Source organism: Agrococcus sp. BE272, assembly GCF_031457935.1.
GTDB classification, from domain to species: domain Bacteria; phylum Actinomycetota; class Actinomycetes; order Actinomycetales; family Microbacteriaceae; genus Agrococcus; species Agrococcus sediminis.
Genome location: NZ_JAVDXL010000001.1, coordinates 719,836 through 740,167, shown reverse-complemented (window position 1 = coordinate 740,167; position 20,332 = coordinate 719,836). Strand labels below are relative to the sequence as shown.

Annotated in this window: 21 protein-coding genes; 9 read left to right on the top strand and 12 right to left on the bottom strand. The window is 74.2% G+C overall.

Annotated elements, in window-relative coordinates; all coding sequences use genetic code 11:
* Nucleotides 1–11 precede the first annotated feature (11 nt).
* The 6 genes from J2X49_RS03575 to J2X49_RS03550 form a co-directional block, all read right to left on the bottom strand.
* Nucleotides 12–1,232 carry an MFS transporter gene (locus J2X49_RS03575; protein WP_310122625.1) on the bottom strand — a complete coding sequence of 407 codons (1,221 nt, stop codon included), beginning with the start codon at nucleotides 1,230–1,232 and terminating at the stop codon, nucleotides 12–14.
* Complete coding sequence (locus J2X49_RS03570; RefSeq protein WP_310122621.1) at nucleotides 1,225–1,584, bottom strand: metalloregulator ArsR/SmtB family transcription factor; 360 nt, start codon at nucleotides 1,582–1,584, stop codon at nucleotides 1,225–1,227. Before J2X49_RS03570 ends, J2X49_RS03575 begins: the two co-directional genes overlap by 8 nt.
* 69 nt (nucleotides 1,585–1,653) lie before the next feature.
* On the bottom strand, nucleotides 1,654–3,957 hold the full coding sequence (locus J2X49_RS03565) for a heavy metal translocating P-type ATPase (RefSeq protein WP_310122619.1): 2,304 nt from the start codon (nucleotides 3,955–3,957) through the stop codon (nucleotides 1,654–1,656).
* A gap of 48 nt (nucleotides 3,958–4,005) precedes the next feature.
* Nucleotides 4,006–4,938, bottom strand: coding sequence for a heavy-metal-associated domain-containing protein (locus J2X49_RS03560; RefSeq protein ID WP_310122617.1), 933 nt, complete (start codon nucleotides 4,936–4,938; stop codon nucleotides 4,006–4,008).
* A gap of 129 nt (nucleotides 4,939–5,067) precedes the next feature.
* Complete coding sequence (ctlX, locus tag J2X49_RS03555) at nucleotides 5,068–6,105, bottom strand: citrulline utilization hydrolase CtlX (protein WP_310122614.1); 1,038 nt, start codon at nucleotides 6,103–6,105, stop codon at nucleotides 5,068–5,070.
* Between the two features lie 133 nt (nucleotides 6,106–6,238).
* Nucleotides 6,239–6,646, bottom strand: a complete 408-nt coding sequence (locus tag J2X49_RS03550; RefSeq protein WP_310122611.1) for a hypothetical protein — start codon at nucleotides 6,644–6,646, stop codon at nucleotides 6,239–6,241.
* Nucleotides 6,647–6,718: 72 nt separating this feature from the next.
* Here J2X49_RS03550 and J2X49_RS03545 point away from each other — a divergent pair, with 72 nt between their 5' ends.
* Both J2X49_RS03545 and J2X49_RS03540 read left to right on the top strand, forming a co-directional pair.
* A complete protein-coding gene (locus J2X49_RS03545; protein WP_310122608.1) occupies nucleotides 6,719–7,048 on the top strand; it encodes a LuxR family transcriptional regulator in 330 nt (109 codons plus the stop codon).
* 64 nt (nucleotides 7,049–7,112) lie between these two features.
* The gene (locus J2X49_RS03540) at nucleotides 7,113–7,817 is read left to right on the top strand and encodes a hypothetical protein (RefSeq protein WP_310122604.1); all 705 of its coding nucleotides are present in this window, start codon (nucleotides 7,113–7,115) and stop codon (nucleotides 7,815–7,817) included.
* Nucleotides 7,818–7,931: 114 nt separating this feature from the next.
* On the opposite strand, the gene J2X49_RS03535 is transcribed toward J2X49_RS03540, so the two are convergent.
* On the bottom strand, nucleotides 7,932–8,603 hold the full coding sequence (locus J2X49_RS03535; protein ID WP_310123926.1) for an SRPBCC domain-containing protein: 672 nt from the start codon (nucleotides 8,601–8,603) through the stop codon (nucleotides 7,932–7,934).
* A 2-nt stretch (nucleotides 8,604–8,605) separates the two neighbouring features.
* Nucleotides 8,606–9,058 (bottom strand): metalloregulator ArsR/SmtB family transcription factor, encoded by a 453-nt coding sequence (locus J2X49_RS03530; RefSeq protein WP_310122603.1) that lies wholly within the window; start codon nucleotides 9,056–9,058, stop codon nucleotides 8,606–8,608.
* 69 nt (nucleotides 9,059–9,127) lie between these two features.
* On the opposite strand from J2X49_RS03530, the gene J2X49_RS03525 reads away from it, so the two are divergent.
* Entirely contained in the window at nucleotides 9,128–9,907 is a 780-nt protein-coding gene (locus J2X49_RS03525) for an SseB family protein (protein WP_310122600.1), read from the top strand.
* Nucleotides 9,908–9,958: 51 nt separating this feature from the next.
* Here the strand turns inward: J2X49_RS03525 and J2X49_RS03520 are convergent, their stop codons facing one another.
* Complete coding sequence (locus J2X49_RS03520) at nucleotides 9,959–10,981, bottom strand: Lrp/AsnC family transcriptional regulator (protein WP_310122597.1); 1,023 nt, start codon at nucleotides 10,979–10,981, stop codon at nucleotides 9,959–9,961.
* Between the two features lie 128 nt (nucleotides 10,982–11,109).
* Between J2X49_RS03520 and J2X49_RS03515 the strand changes: the two genes are divergently transcribed.
* The 6 genes from J2X49_RS03515 (at nucleotide 11,110) to J2X49_RS03490 (ending at nucleotide 16,931) form a co-directional block, all read left to right on the top strand.
* Nucleotides 11,110–12,675 carry an AbgT family transporter gene (locus tag J2X49_RS03515; RefSeq protein ID WP_310122595.1) on the top strand — a complete coding sequence of 522 codons (1,566 nt, stop codon included), beginning with the start codon at nucleotides 11,110–11,112 and terminating at the stop codon, nucleotides 12,673–12,675.
* A 52-nt stretch (nucleotides 12,676–12,727) separates the two neighbouring features.
* Nucleotides 12,728–13,939, top strand: coding sequence for an amidohydrolase (locus J2X49_RS03510; protein WP_310122592.1), 1,212 nt, complete (start codon nucleotides 12,728–12,730; stop codon nucleotides 13,937–13,939).
* 185 nt (nucleotides 13,940–14,124) lie between these two features.
* Nucleotides 14,125–14,277, top strand: a complete 153-nt coding sequence (locus J2X49_RS03505; RefSeq protein WP_164877077.1) for a hypothetical protein — start codon at nucleotides 14,125–14,127, stop codon at nucleotides 14,275–14,277.
* A gap of 2 nt (nucleotides 14,278–14,279) precedes the next feature.
* Complete coding sequence (locus tag J2X49_RS03500) at nucleotides 14,280–14,897, top strand: helix-turn-helix transcriptional regulator (RefSeq protein ID WP_146355868.1); 618 nt, start codon at nucleotides 14,280–14,282, stop codon at nucleotides 14,895–14,897.
* Between the two features lie 202 nt (nucleotides 14,898–15,099).
* Nucleotides 15,100–16,380, top strand: coding sequence for an MFS transporter (locus J2X49_RS03495; RefSeq protein WP_310122588.1), 1,281 nt, complete (start codon nucleotides 15,100–15,102; stop codon nucleotides 16,378–16,380).
* Between the two features lie 53 nt (nucleotides 16,381–16,433).
* The gene (locus J2X49_RS03490; protein WP_310122585.1) at nucleotides 16,434–16,931 is read left to right on the top strand and encodes a glutathione peroxidase; all 498 of its coding nucleotides are present in this window, start codon (nucleotides 16,434–16,436) and stop codon (nucleotides 16,929–16,931) included.
* A gap of 224 nt (nucleotides 16,932–17,155) precedes the next feature.
* Here the strand turns inward: J2X49_RS03490 and J2X49_RS03485 are convergent, their stop codons facing one another.
* The 3 genes from J2X49_RS03485 to J2X49_RS03475 are packed head-to-tail and all read right to left on the bottom strand — an operon-like array spanning nucleotide 17,156 to nucleotide 20,297.
* Nucleotides 17,156–18,340 carry a thiolase family protein gene (locus tag J2X49_RS03485; protein WP_310122582.1) on the bottom strand — a complete coding sequence of 395 codons (1,185 nt, stop codon included), beginning with the start codon at nucleotides 18,338–18,340 and terminating at the stop codon, nucleotides 17,156–17,158.
* Nucleotides 18,341–18,368: 28 nt separating this feature from the next.
* Nucleotides 18,369–19,529, bottom strand: coding sequence for an acyl-CoA dehydrogenase family protein (locus J2X49_RS03480; RefSeq protein WP_310122580.1), 1,161 nt, complete (start codon nucleotides 19,527–19,529; stop codon nucleotides 18,369–18,371).
* A 9-nt stretch (nucleotides 19,530–19,538) separates the two neighbouring features.
* Nucleotides 19,539–20,297, bottom strand: a complete 759-nt coding sequence (locus J2X49_RS03475) for an SDR family NAD(P)-dependent oxidoreductase (protein WP_310122576.1) — start codon at nucleotides 20,295–20,297, stop codon at nucleotides 19,539–19,541.
* Nucleotides 20,298–20,332: the final 35 nt, after the last annotated feature.

Here is a 20,332-nt window from a genome sequence, read left to right as displayed (position 1 = left end):
GCGACCGATCCTCAATCGGTGACGGGCTCGAGCCGCGCCGGCTCCCGGCTCGTCCACAGCAGCGCGGCCGCCAGGGTGGCGACGCCCGCGATCGCACCGAGCACGAGCGCCGTCCAGCCGAGGCCGATCGCCGCGCCGAGCGAGCCCGCGAGCGGGTACGTGACGATGAAGCACGCGTGCGAGAGCGAGAACTGCGCGGCGAAGACCGCCGGCCGCTCCTGCGTGGAGGCGTTGCGCCGCAACAGCCGTGCCGAGGCCGTGAGGATCGCGGCGTTGCCCGCTCCCAGCACCGCCCAGAGCGCGAGCAGCATCGGCCAGGACGGCACCGTCAGGAGCGCGGCCGTCGTCCCTCCGAGCCCCAGCGTCGCCGACGCGGCGCCCGCGAGCATGACCGTGCGGTCGGGCACGCGTTCGAGCAGCCGCGGCAGCAGCAGTGCGACCACCATGGAGCCCGCGCCGTAGGCGGCGAGCAGGAACGCGACATCCGCCTGCGGCCGCGCGAGCCGGTCCTGCACGAGCACCACCGTGTTCACGATCACCATCGCCGTGGGCGCCGCGACCGCGAGGTTGAGCGCGAGCAGCGCCCGCAGCTCGGCATGCCGCAGGAAGATGCGCGCGCCCTGCGTGAGGCGCTGGAAGAACGTCAGCCCCTGCTGCGCCTCGATCGCGGGGAAGCGCGTCGCGACGACGAGCAGCGCCGAGAGCGCGAAGCCGACGACGGTGCCGAGGAACAGGTTGGAGTAGCTCGTGACGAGCAGCAGCGCGGCGGCGAGCGCGGGGCTCACGAGCGACTCGAGGTCGTAGGCGAGCCGCGACAGCGAGAGGGCGCGCGTGTACTGGCGCTCGTCGGGCAGGATCTCGGGGATGACCGCCTGGAACGCGGGGGTGAAGGTGGCGGATGCGCACTGCAGCAGGAAGATGAGCACGTAGATCTGCCACACCTCGCCGACGAGCGGCAGCATGAGCGCGATCGCGGCGCGCACGACGTCGGCGCCGATGAGCAGCGCCTTCCGCGGCACGCGGCTGGTCGCCGCGATGAGCAGCGGCCCGGCGCCGACGTACGCGAGCATCTTGATCGTGAGGGCGATGCCGAGCACGACGCCGGCGTCGCCGCCCGCGAGGTCGAAGGCGAGGAGGCCCAGCGCGACCGTCAGGAGGCCCGTGCCGAGCAGCGCGACGATCTGCGCGCTGAAGAGCTTGGCGTAGGCGGGGTTCCGCAGCACCTCACGCACGGTCGCCGCCCACCTCCTCGGGCACGCCGAGGTGCTCGGGGGCCGTGCCGAGCATGTGCTCGGCCTGGTGCATGGCGACGGCGACCAGCTCGCTCGCGTGGTCGTCGGCGAGTCGGTAGTAGACGCGGGTGCCCTCGTGGCGGGCGACCACCATGCGCGCGAGGCGCAGCTTGGCGAGGTGCTGCGAGACGCCGGGCGTGGGCTTCCGCACCGCGGCGGCGAGGTCGCCGACCGACTGCTCGCCCTCGCGGAGCGCCAGCAGGATCTTCACCCGCGTCGCGTCGGCGAGCATCGAGAAGACCTCGACCGCGAGCTCGACCGGCTCGTCGGCTTCTTGCAAGCTTGCGCGCATACGCAGATTCTCGCACACGACCGACCGCGGGGCGACGACGGCGCCGCTCGGCCGCCGGAGGCTCCGGCGCTACGCCCGCGCGGGCTCCGCCGCCGGGCGCTCCTCCGCACGGCTCCGGAAGGAGCGGAGGCGGAGGCTGTTGCCGACGACGAAGACGCTCGAGAACGCCATCGCCGCGCCGGCGATCATGGGGTTGAGCAGGCCGAGCGCCGCGAGCGGGATCGCGATCACGTTGTACCCGAAGGCCCAGAAGAGGTTGCCCTTGATCGTGCCGAGCGTGCGGCGGGCGAGTCGGATGGCGTCGGCCGCGCTGCGCAGGTCGCCCCTGACGAGCGTGATGTCGGATGCCTGGATGGCGGCGTCCGTGCCGGTGCCCATGGCGAGGCCCAGGTCGGCCTGCGCGAGCGCCGCCGCGTCGTTGACGCCGTCGCCGACCATCGCGACGACCTTGCCCTCGGACTGGAGCCGCGAGATGACGTCGGCCTTGTCGCTCGGCAGCACCTCGGCGATGACCTCGTCGATGCCCACCTCGGCGGCGATCCGCTTCGCGACCGTCTCGTTGTCGCCCGTGAGCAGGATCGGCGTCAGCCCGAGCTCGCGGAACTGCCGGATCGCCTGCGCGCTCGTCGGCTTGACGGTGTCGGCGACGACCAGGAGGCCGCGGATCTCGCCGTCCCAGGCCACGAGCACGGCGGTCTTGCCCTGCTCCTCGGCTGCGGCCTTGCGGCGCTGCAGCTCGTCATCGACGGCCACCGACCAGTCGTCGAGCAGCGACTGGCGGCCGACGAGCACCGCGTGCCCGTCGACGACGCCGGTGACGCCCTTGCCCTCGATGCTGCGGAAGTCCTCGACCGGCGGCAGCAGGAGGTCGAGCTCCTCGGTGGCGCCCTTGGCGATCGCCTGGGCGATCGGGTGCTCGGAGGCGTCCTCGATCGCGCCGGCGAGGCGCAGCAGCTGGCCGCGGTCGGTGCCCGGCGCGGCGACCGCGTCGACGAGCGTCATCCTGCCGGACGTGACGGTGCCGGTCTTGTCGAGCACGATCGTGTTGACCTTGCGGGTCGACTCGAGCACCTCCGGGCCCTTGATCAGGATGCCCATCTGCGCACCGCGGCCCGTGCCGACGAGCAGCGCCGTCGGCGTCGCGAGGCCGAGCGCGCAGGGGCAGGCGATGATGAGCACCGCGACCGCGGCGGTGAAGGCGCTCGCGACCGGGAAGCCGGCGCCGAGCCAGGCGCCGAGCGCGACGACCGCGATCCCGATGGCGACCGGCACGAAGATGCCCGAGACCCGGTCGGCGAGGCGCTGCACCTCGGCCTTGCCCGACTGCGCATCCTCGACCAGCTTGGCCATCTGCGCGAGCTGCGTGTCGGAGCCGACTCGCGTGGCCCGGATGACGAGCCGGCCGCTCGCGTTGACGGTCGCGCCCGTGACGGCGTCGCCCGGGCCGGCCTCCACGGGGACCGACTCGCCGGTCAGCATCGACGCGTCGATGGCCGACATGCCGGAGACGATCACGCCGTCGGTCGCGATCTTCTCGCCGGGGCGCACGACGAACTCGTCGCCCACCGCGAGCTCGTCGATCGGGATGCGCACCTCGGCGCCGCCGCGCATCACCGCGACGTCCTTCGCGCCGAGCTCGAGCAGCGCGCGCAGCGCCGCTCCCGCCTGGCGCTTCGAGCGCTTCTCGAAGTAGCGCCCCGCGAGGATGAACATCGTGACGCCGGCGGCGACCTCGAGGTAGATGTTCGCGGCGCCGTCGCTCGGCGCGATCGACAGCTCGAAGGGGTGCGTCATGCCCGGGACGCCGGCGGTGCCGAAGAAGAGCGCGAACAGGGACCAGATGAACGCGGAGCCGGTGCCGACCGACACCAGGGTGTCCATGGTCGCCGCGCCGTGGCGCAGGTTCATCCACGCGGCGCGGTGGAACGGCCACGCGGCCCAGACGACGACGGGGGCGGCGAGGGCGAGCGACAGCCACTGCCAGTAGGTGAACTGCAGGGCAGGGATCATCGCCATGAGGATGACGGGCACCGAGAGCACGATCGAGCCGATGAGCCGCTGGCGCAGCGCGACGAGCTCGTGGTCGACGGGCTCCTCGTCGTCGCCCGGCTGCGCCTCGGCGGCCCTCGGCTTCGGTAGCGTCGCGGTGTAGCCGGTCTTCTCGACCTCCGCGATGAGCAGCGAGGGGTCGAACCCCTCGGGGGCGGTGACCCGGGCCTTCTCGGTGGCGTAGTTCACCGATGCCTCGATGCCCTCGAGCTTGTTCAGCTTGCGCTCGATGCGCATCGCGCACGACGAGCAGGTCATGCCGCCGATCTCGAGCTCGTAGCTGCTCGAGGGGCGGTCGCTGACGACGACGTCGGATGTGGTCATGGCTCTCGGGTCCTCAGTGGGTGCGGATGCGTGCGCTGGCGCAGCAGGTCAGTGGTCGTCGTCGCCGTGGTCGTCGCCCTCGGCGGCCTCGCCGTCCGTGCTGAGCACGAACGAGGCGGTGTGCACCTCGCCGTCGACCTGGAAGTCGAAGTAGAGGAGGTAGCGGCCGGGCGTCGGCGCCTCGGTGGCGAACTCGACCGTGGGGCCCGAGCGCTGACCGGCCTCGGGCTCGGCGCCCTCGGGGTGCACGTGCAGGTAGGCGAGGTCGCCGTCGCGCAGCGCCACGAGGTGGCCGAAGGCGCCGAGGTACGGCTCGATGGCGGTGACGGGCTCGCCGTCGCGGGTGACCTCGAGGGTGAGCGTCGAGCTGCCGCCCGCGGCGAGGTCGCCGATGAGCTCGACGTCGAAGCCGCCGGTCTGCGAGGTGCGCACCTCGTCCTGCTGCGCGACGGGCTCGAAGTCGCCGGCGACGCTCAGCGTGCGGGTGAGCGTCACGCCGCTCTCGGCGTCGCCCGGCGTGAAGTCGGCGAAGACGCGGTACGTGCCCGCCTCCTCCCAGCTCCACGGGATCGACCAGGTGCCCTCGGCATCGATCTCGGGGTGCACGTGGCGGAACTCGCTGCCGTCCTGGCGGACGACGATGAGGTGCAGGTCCTTCTCGTGCTCCTCGGTGTACTCGAGCAGCGGCTGGTCGTCGGCACCGAGCACCGAGAAGCGCAGCTCGGCCTCCTCGCCGGCCTCCGCGGGCGCGGTGATCGGGCTCAGCCGGTAGCCGTCGGCGTCGAGCGAGAGCCCCGGCAGCGTCGGCGCGGCCGCGCCTGCGGACGGGCTCTGCTCGTCGGAGCCGTGCGCGTCCTCCACCTCGGCGGTGCGCGCCTCGACGGCGGACTCCGGCACGACCGCGCCGGCGACCAGGAAGGCCGCGCCGAAGGCGGCGACGAGCCCGAGGCCGTACAGGCCGAGACGGGAGGGGGCGTTCATCAGGACCTCTTCCTCGGGCGGACTCGCGCCGCCGCCCGATGCTGGCTGGGTCCACGTTATACCCCAGGGGGGTATGTCTGCAAGGCACCCTCCGCCCGCGCGCGCCGCCGCATCCCGTGCGGCAGCTGCTCAGCCCGCGCTCTCCAGCTCTGACGCCGCCTCGGTGCCGTCCATCGTCTCGGGCTCCTCGGCGATCGCCTCGACCGCCTCGGTGAGCTCGGGCTCGCGCGCCGGCCGCGGGTCGAGGTGCACGCCCGCGATCATGCAGCGCACCGAGCCGCCCGCGAGCTCGATCGTGGGGATGTCGACCGCGACGATCTCGCACGACTCCTCGATCACCGCGATCTGGTCGGGCCGCAGCGACCTGCGCGCCCGCTCCGACATCGCCATGATCGTGCGGCGGCGACCGTCGGGCCGGCGACCCGAGAGCTCCACCGCGTTCCCGGCGAACTCGCGCACCTGCTCCTCGGTGAGCTCGACGACCTTCCGGCAGTGCACCTCGAGCCGCTCGCGCACCTCCTGCCGACGCCGCGCATCCGGGATCATGTCGAGCGCGAAGAGCGCCACGTCGGTGCCCACGCACGCGATGACGTTGGTGTGGTAGACGGGCACGCCGTCGGCGTCGACGGCGTCGAAGACCATCGGCTCGTACATGAAGTCGGTGCAGAACCGCTCGAGCACGTTCGTGTCGGCGCGGTGGCTGCGCGCCATGTACGCGACGCGCGAGACGTGGTCGAGCACCATCGCGCCGGTGCCCTCGAGGAAGATGCCGTCGGGCTCGAGCCCCGAGTAGTCGATGATCGTCTGCACCCGGTACGTGCTCTTCAGCATCTCGAGCACGTCGGTCCGGCGCTCATGCCGGCGGTTGGATGCGTACATGGGGTAGACGGCGACGGCGCCGCCGGCGTGGGTGGAGAGCCAGTTGTTGGGGAACACGCTGTCGGGGCGCGTGTGGTCCTCGTCCTCGAACACGTGCACCGTGACGCCGACCGCCCGGAGCGCCTCGGCGACCGCGTCCATCTCGGCGAGCGCCTTCGCGGCGGTCTCGTCGGGCGTCTCGCCGTCGTCGGGCTCGGCCTGGAAGGCGTTGTCGGCCGCGGTCGCCGGGTTGGGCCGGAACTGCAGCGCGCGGATCAGGATGACGGCTTCGGGGGCGGTGGCGCTCACACCTGCCGAATCTAGCGGCGCGGGCGCGCGCGTATCGGGCGTTCGCGCAAGGTGCTGGCGCGGCGAGGGGTCGCGACGGGCGAAAGCGTGCGTCTTCAGCGCCGGGGCGCTCGATTCCGGCTGCGGCGCCGCATCACGCCGGCGCGCGACCGATCCCGAGGCCGGGCTTGCGGCGATGCACGGAGAGGTAGCGGAGGCCCTCGGGGCCGGGGGTGACGGCGCGCGTCGAGCGCCGGGGCAGCCACACGATGGCGCCCGGCAGCAGCTCGAGCTCGCCGTCGTCGGTCGCGAGCGCGCCCGAGCCCGCGACCACGTGCCACAGCACGTCCTCGTCCGGACCGGCGTGCGCCTCGATACGCTCGCCCGGCGGCAGCGCGATCACGTTCGCGTCGAGGTGCCGCTCGGCCTCCTCGAGCCGCCAGATCGCGCCGCGGGCCTCCGGGTCGGCCGCGGCGCCGAGCTCGCCCGTCGTCGCGAGGATGCGCGGGGCGCGCACGACCGGCTCCTCGTCCGCCCCCGGCCGGGTCGCATCCGTCGTCATCGCCACCTCCTCGGGCCGGGACACCTGAATCCGAGGGTAGAGCCGCAGGCGCCCGCGCGGCATGCTGGCTCCATGGACCCCGTGCACCTGCCCTCCCTCGCCGACGAGCTGCTCGCCGCCGCCCGCGAGGCGAGCAGCGGGCGCGCCGGGCGGTCGATCCGCTCGGGCCGCGACGCGGCGCTGCGCCAGACGGTGATGGGCATCGCGGCCGGGCGTGGCCTCGACGAGCACGAGGCGAACGGCGAGGCGACGCTGCAGGTGCTCACCGGCACGGTGCGGCTGCGCTGGGCCGGCGGCGAGCTCGAGGCGTCGGCGGGCGACGTGGTCGGCATCCCCGACGAGCGGCATGCGCTCGACGCGGTGACGGATGCGGCGGTGCTGCTGACGGTCGCCGTCCGGTGACGCCGTCCGCGGCACCCGCGCGCGTCCCAGCGGGTTCGCAGGCGTGCGCCCCTACGGTCGCGGCATGAGCCTCCCGCCGCAGGGCGCCCCGCAGTCGTCGCAGCCGCCGCGGCCCGCGTGGCAGCCGCCCATGCCGCCGCAGCCGTCGCAGCCCGCGTGGCAGCCGCCCATGCAGCAGCAGCTCCCCGTCCATCCGCAGGTCGCGTGGCAGCAGGCCGCCCCGCCGCGCCCGCCGCTCACCGACGCGGAGCGTCGCCGGCTGCTGCGGATCGGCGCCGCGAGCGGCGCGCTGCTCGGCGTCGGGACGGCGCTCGGCGGCGTCATCCTGCTCTTCTGGGCGTTCATCGTCGGGGTCTCCGCCCTCATCACGCCCCTCGTCTACCTGTGGTCGGGCGTGAACCCGGTCGCGGACGGCATCGCCGAGATCGTGACGCCGATCACCGTCGGCGTCGTCGCCATCGGCACCGTGCTGTGCCTGCTGGGCCTGCTGCTGAGCTGGGGGCAGCTGCGGCGCTGGGGAGCGGGCCGCGCGCTCGGCATCACGGCGGCCGCGGCCGCGATCGCGACCGTGCCCGTGCACGTCGTCGCCGTGGCCGTCGCGATCGTGACCTCCCTGCTGGAGCCCGAGGGCGACCCGGCGACGAGCTTCGCCATCGCGGCGCTGGCCGCCGGGTTCATCGGCACCGTGGTCGGCGCCATGGCTGGGGCCGGGGCGTGGCGGTGGATGGGCGGGGCGCTGCGCCCGCGCGACGCGGCGCGTCGCGCCTGACCCGTCACCGGGCGAGGACGATCCAGGCCTCGCGCACGGGTCGAGGACGCGCCGTCCTCATCCGGTGACCGCTCCTCGATCCGTGCACCCAGGCGTCCGCCGCGGGCAGCCCGCCTACGCGCCGCCGCCCAGGTCGAGCGTGCCCGTGTAGAACCCGTACGTCGCATCCGCCTGCCGCCGGGCCGTCTCGCGATCGGTGCCGGCCGCGGTCGACGCCTCGGCCCACGCGTCGGCGGCGCCCCGGTAGAAGGCGTTGCCCTCCTCGGTCGCCGCCCACGCCTCGCCCTCGGCCGGCGTCATCGCCGTATCCGGCGAGGCCAGGTGCAGCCCGAGCCCCAGCAGGCCGCCGTCCCAGCCGACGCCGGTCGCACCAGGCCCGAACGTCTCCCGCATCTCGGCCGGCACCTCCGTCTCGCGCGCGACGTGCTCGAGCACGAGCCGCGTGCGCTCGTCGACGCTCGCGAGCCGCACGGTCAGCCAGGTGACGCCGCCGCCGAACTCCCACGTCGCGCGGTAGCGGGCCGCGCCGTCGGCGGGCGGCTCGCACTCCAGCACCTCGCCGCCCGCGTTGCCCTCGAGCTGGTAGCGGCCGCCGAGCCGCAGCTCGCCCGAGACCGGCAGGAACCACCGCGCGATGCGCTCCGGGCTCGTCACCGCATCCCACACGTCGTCGATCGGCGCGTCGTAGGTCTGCGCGAGGCTCTGCAGCCGCGCGGGCTCGCCATCGATCTCCGCGCCCTGCACCGTCCGGTCGACCGCGCCCAGCTGGGCCAGCACATCCACCATGGTCATCGCTCCTTCGTCGGGGTGGGGGAGGCGGGGCGGTCGCCCTCGCCGTCGTCATGGGCGGATGCGTGGGCCCGCCCGCCGTCGGAGGCCGGCGCCGCAGCCGCGCCGCCGTGCCGCTCGGCTGCGAGCCGGCGCTGCCGCCGGCCGCGCGCGAGCTCGGTGTCGAGCGCGGCGAGCCTCGGGATCCAGAAGGCGTCGAAAGCGCTCAGCCACTCGCGCGCGGCTCGGGGCCCGGCCGGATCGACGGCATAGAGCCGCCGCTGCCCCTCGGGCCGCACGGTCGCGAAGCCCTGCTCCCGCAGCACCCGCAGGTGCTGGCTCACGGCGGGCTGACTGATCCCGAACTCCGCTCCGATCGCGGCGGCGATCGCGCCCGCGCTCGCCTCGCCGTCGGCGAGCAGCTCGAGGATGCGTCGCCGCACCGGATCGCCGAGGACGTCGAGCGCGTGCATGAGGCTATGGTTGCATCGCGGCTTATATACGTCAACGGTGAATTGTCTCGCACGGGATAGCGTGGGGCCATGAGCGGACAGCTGGTCGACAACGCGCGGTTGCGCCGAGCGGTCGCGGCGTTCGCCGCCGACCCCAAGCCCGAGACCGTCGTGCATGTGCTGCGCGCCGCGCTCGCGGGCGAGCTGCTGCTCGACGCGACGGGCTCCGACATGGAGGTCAAGGACGGCCGCCTGCAGGAGCGCGCCCGCATCCGCATCAGCAGCCGGGTCGGCCCCGACGGCAAGCGGGCCCTGCTCGCCTTCACGAGCAACGACGAGATCGCCCGCATGCACCCCGAGGGCACCCGCGTGCAATCGGTCGCGCAGCCGGCCTCCGCGGTGCTCGAGATGGCGAAGCGGCAGGGCGCTGGCTGGCTCTTCATCGACCCGGCCGAGACGACCGCCGCGCTCTCGTCGGCCGACATCGAGGGCGCGCTGCGGCACCCGCGCAACGAGGCCCTGCAGCGCGTCATCGCCGCGGCCGACGCCGGCCTCGCCACGCCTGCCGACGTGCTCGCGGCGCTGCGGGTCGACGCGCCGCTGCTGCTCGCCGGCGCGCTCGAGGCCGGCCAGGTGCACGAGGGCAAGCCGCGGCTGCGGGTGAGCCGGCGGCCCGACGGCACCGTGGCGCTGCTCGCCTACACGTCGGCGCCCGAGGTCGCGGCCCGCGAGCCGCGCGACGGCGTCATCCCCACGACCACCACCAAGGTGCTCGAGATGCTGCGCGGCAGCAGCACCCTCTCGTCGCTCGTCATCAACCCGGCGGGCCCGTGGGTCGAGCTGAGCGCCGAGGAGCTCGCGAGCGCCTGAGCCGGGCCCCTCGCGCGGCGTCCCTCCCGCCCTGCGAGGCGCATCCGCGCCTCACGGCCCCGTCCACGGCACCTGCCCGACGCGTCGCCGGTCGTCGTCGAAGCGGTGCCCGAGCCGCTTGTAGTAGTGCAGCAGCAGCGAGCGGTCGAGCACCCGTGCGGGCAGCCCCCGCGTGATGCGGGCCTCGATCTCGGCCGCCTCCTCGAGCGAGCGCAGCCAGACGATCGCGTAGAGGTTGCTCGCGCCGCCGGCGAGCGCCGCGCACAGCCGCGTCGAGGGCAGCTCGCCGATCCGCCGCGCCGCCTCGTCGAGCTGCGCGGCCGGCACCACCATCCAGAGCGCGAGCGAGTGCGGCCAGTGCGGCTGGTCGAGGGTGACGTCGACCCGCTGCACGATGCGCCGCGTCTCGAGCAGCCGGCGCACCGTGCGCCGCGCATGCGCCTCCCCGGTGCCGAGCCGCTCGGCGATGCGCGCGGTGGGCGCGCGGCCGTCGAGCTCGAGCTCGCGCAGCACGCGGAGGGTCGCCGGGTCGGTGAGCGGCGGCGCCGCCTGCGCGGGCGCGCGCTCGGCCTCGGCATCGCCCTCGCGCTCCGCGCCGCCGAGCACGCCCGCGCGCCAGTGCGACCCCTCGCGGAACACCCGCGTCATGATCGACGACCGCACCCCCACGACGTCGGCGTGCGCGCCCAGGTCGTGCTGCAGGATGCGGCGCAGCTCGCTCAGGTCGTCGGCGAAGACGATGAGCCCGAGGTCGCGGTCGCCCGTCTGGGCCGAGACGGTGACGATGCGCGGATGCGTCGCGAGCTCGGCCGCGACGTCGTCGGAGGTGCCGGGCCGGCACCGCACCTCCACGAGCCCGGCGACGAGCCCGGCCCGCATGCCGGGGTAGCTCGTGATCCACGCGGAGCCCTCGGCGACGAGCCGCTCCCACCGCCGCCGGGCCGTCGGCGCGCTCGTGCCGATCGCGGCCGCGATCTGCGCCCACGGGGCGCGCGGATCGCGCTGCAGCGCCTCGATGAGGGCGAGGTCCGATTCCGACAGCCGGCCGGTGGCGTCGACGGCGTGCGAGTCCATATCGGACATCCTGCCGCCGATCCGGGCCGAGATCGTGCATCGTCACACGCCCGCAACACCGAGATCGCATCCTGGACGGCAACATCCGCGCCGGGTCCCGCTGCCCGAGCACTCCCGAGAGGGCCACCATGACCACCACCACCGACGACCGCGCCGCACGCCCGGCCCGCGACGACCTCGCCCTCGCCGAGGCGCCCGGCCTGACCGGGCGCATGCTGCGCGGCATCGAGCGGGTCGGCAACCGCCTCCCGCACCCCTTCTACCTGTTCCTCATCCTCGCGGGCCTCGTCGCCGTCGCCTCGGCGATCGCCGCGGGCGCCGGCGCGACCACGCTCGACCCGACGACCGACGAGGTCGTGCCGGTGCAGAGCATCCTGTCGGCCGAAGGGCTCGTCTACGCGCTCACGAGCGCGATCGACAACTTCGTCGCCTTCCCGCCCTTCGGCCTCATCGTCACGGTGATGCTGGGCATCGGCGTCGCCGAGCGGCTCGGCCTGCTGAGCGCCTTCATGCGCGGCGCGGTGCTCGCCGCGCCGCGCTCGCTCGTCACCGTCGTGGTGGTCGTCGTGAGCCTCATGGGCAACCTCGCCTCCGACTCGGCGATGGTCATCATCCCGCCGCTCGCCGCCGCCGCGTTCCTCGCCGCCGGCCGCCACCCGCTCGCGGGCTTCATCACCTCGTACGCCGCGGTCGTCGCCGGCTTCAGCGCCAACGTGATCATCGCTGGCACCGACGTGCTGCTGAGCGGCATCACCACCTCGGCCGCGCAGATCGTCGACCCCGAGGCGCAGGTCACGCCGCTCGCGAACTGGTTCTTCATGGCGGCGTCGACCGTGATCCTCGCCATCGCGATCACCGTCACGTGCCAGCGGTTCCTCGAGCCGCGGCTCGGTCCGTGGCGCGGCGAGGCCGAGGTCGACGACACGAAGCCGCTCGAGCGCGGCGAGCGCCGCGGCCTCATCGCCGCCGGCATCGCGCTCGTCGTCTTCGGCGCGCTCGTCGCCACCGCCGCGCTGCTGCCCGGCTCGCCGCTGCAGGGCGAGGGCGGCCAGCTGCTGCGCTCGCCGTTCATGGACGGCCTGCCGATCTTCCTGCTGCTGATGTTCCTCGTCGTCGGCGTGACCTACGGCCTCGCCTCCGGCACGCTCACGCGCTGGGCGCAGGTGCCCGAGATGATGGTCGAGGCCGTCAAGGAGCTCGTGCCGTTCATCGTCGTCATCTTCACCGCCGCGCAGGCGATCGCCTGGTTCGGCTGGTCGAGGCTGGGCCTGCTCGTGGCCACGAGCGGGGCGGATGCGCTCGGCGCGGCCGGGCTCGACGGCGTCGGCGGGCTGCTGCTGTTCAGCCTCTTCGTGATCCTCCCGGCGCTGCTGCTCGCGAGCGGCTCGGCGCTGTGGACGCTGCTCGCGCCCATCTTCGTGCCGATGTTCATGCTGAACGGCGTCGACCCGGCAGCCGTGCAGGCCGCATTCCGCATCGCCGACTCGGCCACCAACCCGCTCGTGCCGATGAACCCGATGCTGCCGGTCATCCTCGGCCTCATGCAGCGCTGGGCGCCGAAGGGCGGCCTCGGCACGCTGTTCAGCCTCGTGCTGCCCTTCACGATCGTCATCCTGGTCGTATGGCTCATCCAGTTCGCCGTCTGGGGCCTCGCCGGCCTGCCCTTCGGCCCCGGGCACGGGCTGATGCTGTGAGCCTCGCCGACCCCACCCATCCCACCGTCGTCCTGCCCCAGGAAGGAACCCGATGACCACCACCGACACCCCTCGAGCGCTGACCGTGCCCGCCCTCGTCGACGAGGCGCGCGAGCGGCTCGCCGCGCACCTGCCCACCCTCGTCGACGTCGCCGCCGATCTGCACGCGCACCCCGAGATCCGCTTCACCGAGGTGCACGCCGCGGCCCGGCTGACGGCCGAGCTCGAGCGGGCCGGGTTCGCGGTCGAGCGCGGGTTCGCGGGCCTCGAGACGGCCTTCGTCGGCCGGTGGTCGACGGCGGATGCGTCGGAGGGCACCACGACGATCGCGATCTTCCTCGAGTACGACGCGCTCGAGGGCATCGGCCACGCGTGCGGCCACAACATCATCGCCGCGGCGGGCCTCGGCGCCGCGATCGCGGTGCGCGACGCGCTGCTCGCCGACGGCGGGGCGCCCGCGCACCTCGTCGTCATCGGCAGCCCCGGCGAGGAGGGCGCGGCCGGCAAGGTGCCGATGATCGAGCACGGCGTGCTCGACGGCATCGACCTGGCGATGATGGTGCACCCGGCGGGGGAGGACGTCGCCGCGTCGAGCTCGCTCTCGCGGGTCGCGCTCGACGTCGAGTTCACGGGGCGCGCGAGCCACGCCGCCGCCCACCCGGAGCGCGGCATCAACGCCCTCGACGCATCCACCCTGGCCCTCACCGCGATCGGGCTGCTGCGCCAGCAGCTGCCCTCCGACGTGCGGATCCACGCGATCGTGACCGACGGCGGCCAGGCGCCGAACATCATCCCCGAGCACACCGCGATCCGCGCGTTCGTGCGCGCCGAGGACCGCGAGCTGCTGCTGCAGGACGTCGTGCCGCGCGTGCAGGCGTGCTTCCAGGGCGCCGCGATCGCGACGGGGTGCGAGGTGCTGATCGAGGAGCGCACGCCGCCCTACTTCTCGCTGCGCCCCAACCCGGCGCTCGCGGGACTCGCCGAGCAGGCGCTCGGGGCGCTCGGCCGGCCGCCGGCCGTCGCGCCGCAGATGGGCGGCTCGACCGACATGGGCAACGTGAGCCACGTCGTGCCGGCGATCCACCCGATGCTCTCGCTCGTGCCCGACTGCTCGCCGCACACGCGCGAGTTCGCCGAGGCGGCCGGCGGCGAGGCGGCCGAGCCCGTGATCGCCGACGGCGCCGCGCTGCTCGCGGCCGTCGCGCTCGCGGCCTTCCGCGACCAGGCCGTCGTGGCCGAGGCGAAGGCGACGTTCGAGGGCTGATCTGCCGGCGCGAGGGGCCCGACGCCGCAGCGGCGCCGGGCCCCGCGACCGTGCCCGCGGCAGGGCGCGACACGCCGAAGCGGTTCTTTTGAAAGAACTGTTGCGAAGCGGATGCTTTGAAAGTAGTCTTTCGGATGTCGGCACCACCCAGGGACCATCGCCGGCACAGACCGAGGAGGCATCCCATGGGACGCACCGACCGCATCCGCACCACGACGCTCCGCGTCATCGGCATGAGCGCCGACGAGCGGCACCGCGCGCGGCTCGAGGCGGAGCGCACCGAGCGCCGCTACGACCGCGTGCGCGCGGAGGCGATGATCCAGCGTGGTTGGATCTGAGCATGGCTGAGGAGCGCGACGCGCAGCAGCGCAGCGAGGGCCGGCACGACAAGCCCGACCTGCGCACGAGCGACCCCGCGGTGCTGCGGGCGCTCGCGCACCCGCTGCGCGTCGAGATCCTCGCCGTCATCGACGAGCTGGGCGAGGCGACGGCCACCCAGATCGCCGAGCAAGTGGGGGAGAGCCCCTCGAACTGCTCCTTCCACCTGCGCTCCCTCGCCAAGGCCGGCTTCATCGAGCGCGCCGAGGCGCAGGGCACGTCGAAGCCGTGGCGGCCCGCCCACCGCAGCCGCGACCTGCGCCCCGACCCCTCCGACCCGGCATCGCTGCGCACCTCCGCCACCATCGGCGCGCTCTACGTGCAGCACGAGGCCGCCCGCCTCGTCGACTTCTTCATGACCCGCGCCGAGGAGCCGGAGTGGGTCGAGGGCGTCACCGTCAACCTCTCAACCTTCTGGGCGACGGCCGAGGAGCTCTCGGAGCTCTCGGGCGACATCGCCCGGCTCACCGAGCGCTTCCACGGCCGCGAGGCCGACCCGGCGACCCGCCCCTCGGGCAGCCGCAAGGCCCACTTCTTCGGCGCGGTCAATCCCGACCCGGCGTCCGAGCCGACGCCGTAGCGCGCCCCCCGCTCGTCGAGTAGGCCCGCAGGGCCGTATCGAGACGCCCCCCGCTCGCCCTCCCGCTCGTCGAGTAGGCCCGCAGGGCCGTATCGAGACGGCCCCGCCCCCCCCTCGCTCGTCGAGCAGGCCCGCAGGGCCGCATCGAGACGACCCCACCCGCCCCTCGCGCCTCCACCGCCCCTCCCCGAGGAGACCCGCCATGACCGGCACCGCCGCCGCCACCGCACCCGTCGCATCCGCCCCCAGGCCGCCGAGCCCCATGCGCCGCCCGGCCTACCGCCGCCTCATGGTCGGCTGGGTCGCCACCAACCTCGGCGACAGCGCCCTCTACCTCGTGCTCGCCATCTGGGTGAAGGAGCTCACCGGCTCCGACGCGGCCGGCGCGCTCGTGTTCCTCTTCATCGGCCTGCCGGCGCTGCTCGCGCCGTTCGCCGGCCAGCTCGCCGACCGCGTGCACCGGAGGCCGCTGCTCATCGCCACCAACCTCGGCACCGCCGCCGTCGTGCTCACGCTCCTGCTCGTGCAGGGCGCGCAGCACGTGTGGCTCATCTACGCGGCCACGTTCGGCTACGGCCTGGCCGCCTACCTCACCGCCGCGGCGCAGTCGGGGCTGCTGCGCGACCTGCTGCCCGACGAGGAGCTCGCGGGCGCGAACGGCATCTTCACCTCGATCGACAACGGCTGCCGCATCGTCAGCCCGGCGCTCGGCGCCGCGCTCTACGTCGCGGCCGGCCCGTGGGCGGTCATCGCGCTCGCGACCGCCGGCTTCCTCGTGATGGCGGTGATGATGTCGACCATCCGCCTGCAGGAGTCCGAGCCGCAGCCGCGCCTCGAGGGCGAGACGTACTGGCACGAGCTCTCGGCGGGCTTCCGCGCGCTCCTCGCCGACCCGCTGCTGCGGCTGCTCACGATCGCGGTCGCCGCCGGCTTCGGCCTCACGGGCCTGCTGAACGCCACGATCTTCCCGCTCGTCGAGCACGGCCTGCAGGAGGGGCCCGCGGCCCTCGGCCCCGCGCAGGCGATCCAGGGCGTCGGCGCGCTCGCCGGCGGCCTCTGCGCCGCGTGGATGCTGCGCCGCATCGGCGAGCGCCGCCTGGTCGGCTGGGGGCTGGCGCTCCTCGGGCTCGGCACGCTCACCGCGTGGGCGCTCGTGCAGTGGCCGCTCGCGGAGGCGTGGATGCGCTGGGCCGGGCTGGGCGCGGTGCAGGGCCTCATCGGGTTCGGCGTGCCGTGGGTGATCGTCGGCGTCGTCACGCTGCGCATGCGGCTGACGCCGCCGCGCCTGCAGGGCCGCACGTCGGCGGCCCTCAACGTGTCGATCAACGTGCCGCAGATGCTGCTGCTCGCGCTCGGCTCGGCGCTGCTCGTCGTGGTCGACTTCCGCTGGCTGATCCTCGTCGCTGCGGTCGGCGTGCTGCTCGCGGCCGCCGCGGTGTGGGCCGGCCGCCGGCTCGACGCGCCGGCGGCCGCGTCGGACTGAGGCGGATGCGCGCTCTCGGGCCGCGCATAGCAAGGCCCGGCAGGGTGGTGGGCATGACGACGCTCAGCGACTTCCAGGCAGAGGCACTCACCGGCGGCGAGGTCGACCTCGGCGCGTTCGAGGGCAAGGTGGTGCTGGTCGTGAACACCGCGAGCCAGTGCGGGCTGACGCCGCAGTTCGAGGGCCTCGAGCAGCTGCACCGCGAGCTGCAGGACGAGGGGCTCGTCGTGCTCGGCTTCCCCTCCGACTCGTTCAAGCAGGAGCACGACTCGGTCGAGCAGATCGCCGAGGTCTGCCAGCGCAACTACGGGGTCTCGTTCCCGATGTTCGCGCCGATCGCGGTCAACGGGCCCGACACGCACCCGGTCTTCCAGTGGCTCAAGGAGGAGAAGAAGGGGAAGCTCGGCGGCGCGATCAAGTGGAACTTCACGAAGTTCCTCATCGGCCGCGACGGCCGCGTGATCGAGCGGTTCGCCCCGACGACGACGCCCGGCGAGCTGCGCGACGACATCGAGCGCGCGCTCGCGGAGCGCGGCAGCGCGGCGGCCTGAGCCGCGCCGCACCGCCTCCCTCGCGCCGCGCGGCCGTGCTCGCCCGGCGCATCCGCGGCTCGCGCCCCGCGCCCCGCAGAATATAGGGCCAGCGGCTGTCATCCGCGGCGGACGAGCGCCGCTGTCCCTACATCCGCGGAGCTCTGGGGCGCGAGACCAGCAGCGTCGTCTCGACTCGCGCCCTGCGGGCGCGGCTCGACGAGCGGGGCGAGCGGGGCTGAGCCTCAGCCCAGCCGCTCGATGATCGTCGCGTTCGCCATGCCGGCGCCCTCGCACATCGTCTGCAGGCCGTAGCGGCCGCCGGTCTGCTCGAGCTGCCCGAGGAGCGTCGCGAGCAGCCGCGTGCCCGACGAGCCGAGCGCGTGCCCGAGCGCGATCGCGCCGCCGCGCGGGTTCACTCGCTCGAGCGGCGCGCCCGTCTCCCGCAGCCACGCGAGCGGCACCGACGCGAACGCCTCGTTCACCTCGAACGCGTCGATGTCGCCGATCCCGAGCCCGGCCCTCGCGAGCACCTTCGCCGTCGCCGGGATCGGCCCCGTGAGCATCATGATCGGGTCGTCGCCGACGACCGACGACGCGACGAAGCGCGCCCGCGGGCGGAGCCCCAGAGCATCCGCCTTCTCGCGCGACATGATGAGCGCCGCCGACGCCCCGTCGGTGAGCGGCGACGCGTTGCCCGCGGTGATGCGCCACGCGATCTCGGGGAAGCGCTCGGCGTAGCGCGGGTGCTCGAACGAGGAGCCGAGGCCCGCGAGCCCCTCCCGCGTCGTCGCGGCCCGCACCGTCTCGTCGACCCGGTGCCGCCGCCCGTCGCCGAGGTCGATCGGCACGAGCTCGCCGTCGAAGCGCCCGTCGGCGCCGGCCGCCGCCGCGAGCTCGTGCGAGCGGGCGGCGAAGTCGTCGAGCTCGGCGCGCGACAGCCCCCACTTCGCCGCGATGAGCTCGGCCGAGATGCCCTGGTGCACGAGCCCGTCGGGGTAGCGCTCGGCGAGCCGCGAGCCGTGGATGTCGCGCTCGATCGCCGCCGTGCCGAGCGGGATGCGGCTCATCGACTCGACGCCGCACGCGATCACGACGTCCTGCGCGCCGGCCATGATCGCCTGCGCCGCGAAGGTCGCCGCCTGCTGGCTCGAGCCGCACTGCCGGTCGACGGATGTGCCGGGCACGTGCTCGGGGAAGCCGGCCGCGAGCAGGGCGCTGCGCGTCACGTTGCCCGACTGCTCGCCGACCTGCTGCACGCAGCCGCCGATCACGTCGTCGATCGTCGCCGGGTCGATGCCGGTGCGCGCCACGAGCTGCTCGAGCACCGAGGCGAGCAGGTCGACGGGGTGCACCCCCGAGAGCGCTCCGCCGGGCTTGCCCCGGCCCGACGCGGTGCGCACCGCGTCGACGATCACTGCCTCACGCATCCGTCACCCTCCCGCCGGTCGCGCGCCGCTACGGCTTCGCGCGCTTGGCGATGTCGCGGCCGATGATCTCCTTCATGATCTCGGTCGTGCCGCCGTAGATGGTCTGCACCCGCGAGTCGCGGAACGCGCGCGCGATCGGGTACTCCTCCATGAAGCCGTAGCCGCCGTGCAGCTGCAGGCTGCGGGTGATGACCCGCTGCTCGAGCTCGGTCGCCCACCACTTCGCCTTCGATGCGTCGACGGTCGTCAGGTGCCCCTCGTTGAGCGCGAGCACGCAGCGCTCGAGGTAGGCGCGCGCGATGTCGAGCTCGGTCTCGAGCTCGGCGAGCGTGAACCGCACCGTCGGCAGGTCGCCGACCAGGCCGCCGAACGCCGAGCGCTGGAAGACGTAGTCGCGGCCCCACGCGTAGGCGGCCTCGGCCGACGAGAGTGCGCCGGTCGCGATCGAGAGCCGCTCGCGCGGCAGCCGCTGCATGAGGTAGACGAGCCCCATGCCCGGCTCGCCCACGACGTTGGCGTCGGGGATGCGCACGTCGCGGAAGAAGAGCTCGGCGGTGTCCTGCGAGTGGAGGCCGACCTTCTCGAGCTTGCGGCCGCGCTCGAACCCGGCCATGCCCTCCTCGACGAGGAAGAGCGTGAAGCCGCGGGAGCCCGCCGCCGGGTCGGTGCGCGCGAAGACGAGCACCTTGTCGGCGTGGATGCCGTTGGTGATGAAGGTCTTCGAGCCGTTCAGCACCCAGCCGTCGCCGTCGCGGACGGCGCTCGAGTGGATGCCCTGCAGGTCGCTCCCGGCGCCGGGCTCGGTCATGCCGATCGCGCCGATCGAGGTGCCGGCGGCCATGCCCGGCAGCCAGCGCTCCTGCTGCTCGGGGCTCGCCAGGTCGAGCAGGTAGGGGATGACGATGTCGTCGTGCACGCCGAGCGTGGCGTTGAGCGCCGCCGCGCCGACGCGCGCGAGCTCCTCGCTGATCACCATGCGGAACCGGTAGTCGTCGACCTCCATGCCGCCGAAGCGCTCGGGGATGGCGATGCCGATCAGGCCCGCCTCGCCCATCCGCCGGTAGAGGTCGCGGTCGATGAGGCCGTCGCGCTCCCAGTCGCCGTAGTGCGGCGCGACGTGGCGCGCGGCGAACTCCCGCACGCTCTCGCGGAACGAGGCGTGGTCGTCGTCGTAGTAGTCGGAGCGCATCCGATCCCCCTATCTCGGCGCCATGCGGATGGCGCCGTCGAGCCGGATGGTCTCGCCGTTCAGCATCGGGTTCGCGACGATCTGCGTCACGAGCAGGCCGAACTCGGCGGGGTCGCCGAGCCGGGCCGGGTGCGGCACCTGCTGGCCGAGCGAGATGCGCGCCGGCTCGGGCAGGGCCGCGAGCAGGGGTGTGTCGAACAGGCCCGGGGCGATGGCGTTGACGCGGATCCGCAGCGCCGCGAGCTCGCGCGCGATGGGCAGCGTCATGCCGGCGACGCCCGCCTTCGAGGCGGTGTAGGCGGCCTGCCCGATCTGGCCGTCGAAGGCGGCGACGGATGCGGTGCTCACGATCACGCCCCGCTCCTCGCCGATCGGCTCGGTGCGCGCCATCCGCTCGACGGCGAGGCGGATGACGTTGAAGGTGCCGACGAGGTTGATGTCGATCACGCGCTGGAACTGGGCGAGCGGGAACGGCCCCTGCTTGCCGAGCACCTTCGCGGCGTCGCCGACGCCGGCGCAGTTGACCACGACGCGCAGGTCGCCGAGCGCGTCGGCGGCGTCGAGGGCGGCCGAGACCTGCGCCTCGTCGCGCACGTCGGCGGCGACCACGGTGACGCCCTCGATCGCGGCGGCCGCCTCGGCGGCGGGCGTGCCGCCCAGGTCGAGCACGACGACGTGCGCGCCCTGCGCGAGCAGCGCCTTCGTGGTCGCGAGGCCGAGCCCCGATGCTCCGCCGGTGACGAGGGCCACCTGTCCCGTGATGTCCATGCGCACCCTTCGCGGGCGCCGCCGTCGGCGCCATC

Excerpts from the sequence above, each read along its gene's own strand:
- J2X49_RS03490 (WP_310122585.1), top strand. The coding sequence starts at position 16,434 with ATGACGACGCTCAGCGACTTCCAGGCAGAGGCACTCACCGGCGGCGAG.
- J2X49_RS03565 (WP_310122619.1), bottom strand. The coding sequence starts at position 3,957 with ATGACCACATCCGACGTCGTCGTCAGCGACCGCCCCTCGAGCAGCTAC.
- J2X49_RS03500 (WP_146355868.1), top strand. The coding sequence starts at position 14,280 with ATGGCTGAGGAGCGCGACGCGCAGCAGCGCAGCGAGGGCCGGCACGAC.
- J2X49_RS03525 (WP_310122600.1), top strand. The coding sequence starts at position 9,128 with ATGAGCGGACAGCTGGTCGACAACGCGCGGTTGCGCCGAGCGGTCGCG.
- J2X49_RS03545 (WP_310122608.1), top strand. The coding sequence starts at position 6,719 with ATGGACCCCGTGCACCTGCCCTCCCTCGCCGACGAGCTGCTCGCCGCC.
- J2X49_RS03570 (WP_310122621.1), bottom strand. The coding sequence starts at position 1,584 with ATGCGCGCAAGCTTGCAAGAAGCCGACGAGCCGGTCGAGCTCGCGGTC.
- J2X49_RS03480 (WP_310122580.1), bottom strand. The coding sequence starts at position 19,529 with ATGCGCTCCGACTACTACGACGACGACCACGCCTCGTTCCGCGAGAGC.
- J2X49_RS03495 (WP_310122588.1), top strand. The coding sequence starts at position 15,100 with ATGACCGGCACCGCCGCCGCCACCGCACCCGTCGCATCCGCCCCCAGG.
- J2X49_RS03505 (WP_164877077.1), top strand. The coding sequence starts at position 14,125 with ATGGGACGCACCGACCGCATCCGCACCACGACGCTCCGCGTCATCGGC.
- J2X49_RS03510 (WP_310122592.1), top strand. The coding sequence starts at position 12,728 with ATGACCACCACCGACACCCCTCGAGCGCTGACCGTGCCCGCCCTCGTC.
- J2X49_RS03475 (WP_310122576.1), bottom strand. The coding sequence starts at position 20,297 with ATGGACATCACGGGACAGGTGGCCCTCGTCACCGGCGGAGCATCGGGG.
- J2X49_RS03540 (WP_310122604.1), top strand. The coding sequence starts at position 7,113 with ATGAGCCTCCCGCCGCAGGGCGCCCCGCAGTCGTCGCAGCCGCCGCGG.
- J2X49_RS03515 (WP_310122595.1), top strand. The coding sequence starts at position 11,110 with ATGACCACCACCACCGACGACCGCGCCGCACGCCCGGCCCGCGACGAC.
- J2X49_RS03530 (WP_310122603.1), bottom strand. The coding sequence starts at position 9,058 with ATGCACGCGCTCGACGTCCTCGGCGATCCGGTGCGGCGACGCATCCTC.
- J2X49_RS03520 (WP_310122597.1), bottom strand. The coding sequence starts at position 10,981 with ATGGACTCGCACGCCGTCGACGCCACCGGCCGGCTGTCGGAATCGGAC.
- J2X49_RS03535 (WP_310123926.1), bottom strand. The coding sequence starts at position 8,603 with ATGGTGGATGTGCTGGCCCAGCTGGGCGCGGTCGACCGGACGGTGCAG.
- J2X49_RS03550 (WP_310122611.1), bottom strand. The coding sequence starts at position 6,646 with ATGACGACGGATGCGACCCGGCCGGGGGCGGACGAGGAGCCGGTCGTG.
- J2X49_RS03560 (WP_310122617.1), bottom strand. The coding sequence starts at position 4,938 with ATGAACGCCCCCTCCCGTCTCGGCCTGTACGGCCTCGGGCTCGTCGCC.
- J2X49_RS03485 (WP_310122582.1), bottom strand. The coding sequence starts at position 18,340 with ATGCGTGAGGCAGTGATCGTCGACGCGGTGCGCACCGCGTCGGGCCGG.